Source organism: Mesorhizobium sp. M7A.F.Ca.CA.004.12.1.1, assembly GCF_003997835.1.
GTDB lineage: Bacteria > Pseudomonadota > Alphaproteobacteria > Rhizobiales > Rhizobiaceae > Mesorhizobium.
This window is the reverse complement of record NZ_RZRK01001195.1, coordinates 1-1,275: the sequence shown is the minus strand read 5'-3', so window position 1 is coordinate 1,275 and position 1,275 is coordinate 1. Positions and strand designations below refer to the sequence as shown.

Genomic DNA, 1,275 nt, shown 5'->3' with positions numbered 1-1,275 from the left:
ACTCCAGCGCCCGCTCTGCTCGATGCCGGGCGACAACGAATTGTTGAAGCCGCTCGATCCGATCAGGACCTCAAAGTCGAAGCGCTGCTTGCGCGACTGGATCTGGTCGCCGTCGAGGCTGCGAATGGTGAGATCGATGCCGATCTTCTCCAGCGTGCGCTGGTAGATGCCGGCAAGGCGCTCCTCGTCCTGCGATGCGGTCAGGATTTCGAAGCTGAAGGGTTTGCCTTCGGGATCGAGCATCGTTCCATTCTGCACGTGGTAGCCGACACTTTTCAAAAGATCGAAGGCTGCCTTCAGCACGCGGCGGTCCTGGCCCGATCCGTCGGTCACCGGCGGCCGCCATGTACCGTCCATGACATCGGCCGGGACGCGGCCGGGGTAGGGCGCCAGAAGCGCTTTCTCCCTGTCGTCGGCCGGATGGCCGATCGCGGAAAGCTCGGAATTCTGCCAGTAACTCATCGTGCGCGTGTATTTGCCGCCGAACAGGTTCTTGTTGGCCCATTCAAAGTCGTAGAGCATGCCGAGCGCGCGCCGCACGACAGGGTTGGCGAATTTCGGCAACCGCGTGTTGAACAGGAAACCGGTCACCACGGGCGGAATGCCGGTGTCGAAGGTTTCGGCGACGACGTCGCCCTTGTGGAAGGCCGGAAAATCGAGATCGCGCTCGCGCTTCACCGGATCACTGTCGTCGTCGATGGCGCAAAGGCCTTTCTTGAACGCTTCGAGCTTGGCGTTGGCGTTGAGGAAATACTCGATGGTGATCTGGTCGTAATTGTCGAAACCGCGCTTGGCCGGGACGTCCTTGCCCCAGTAGTCCGGGTTGCGCTTGAACACGATGCGCTGGCCGGGCTGCACCTGCGCGATCCTATAAGGGCCGCTGCCGATCACCGGCTTGAGCGTCGTCCTGTCGAAAGTCTCCTTGTCGAAGGCGTGCTTCGGGATGATCGGGGTCAGCGCGATGATCAGCGGGAATTCGCGATCGGCCTTGTCGTTGAAGGTGAAGCGCACGCTGTGATCGCCGGTCTTTTCGAGCTTGGCGACCCTGGCCATGCGATCGCTGTAAGGCGGGCGGCCTTTCTCGGTGTAGACGTCATAGCTGAACAGCACGTCCTCCGGCGTCACCGGCTGACCGTCCGACCATTTGGCCTTCGGATTGAGATGGAATTCGATGCTCTTGCGCTCCGGGTCCATGTCGGCGCTGTCGGCCAACAAACCGTAGAGCGTGAAAGCCTCGTCGGCATTGCGCTGCATCAACGGCTCGACGACCAGATT

The 1,275-nt window shown here is 61.3% G+C and carries 1 protein-coding gene; it reads right to left on the bottom strand.

The features are described 5' to 3' along the window. The coding region (locus tag EN984_RS35040; RefSeq protein WP_164765943.1) for an extracellular solute-binding protein at positions 1-1,275 on the bottom strand (1,275 nt) is incomplete at both ends.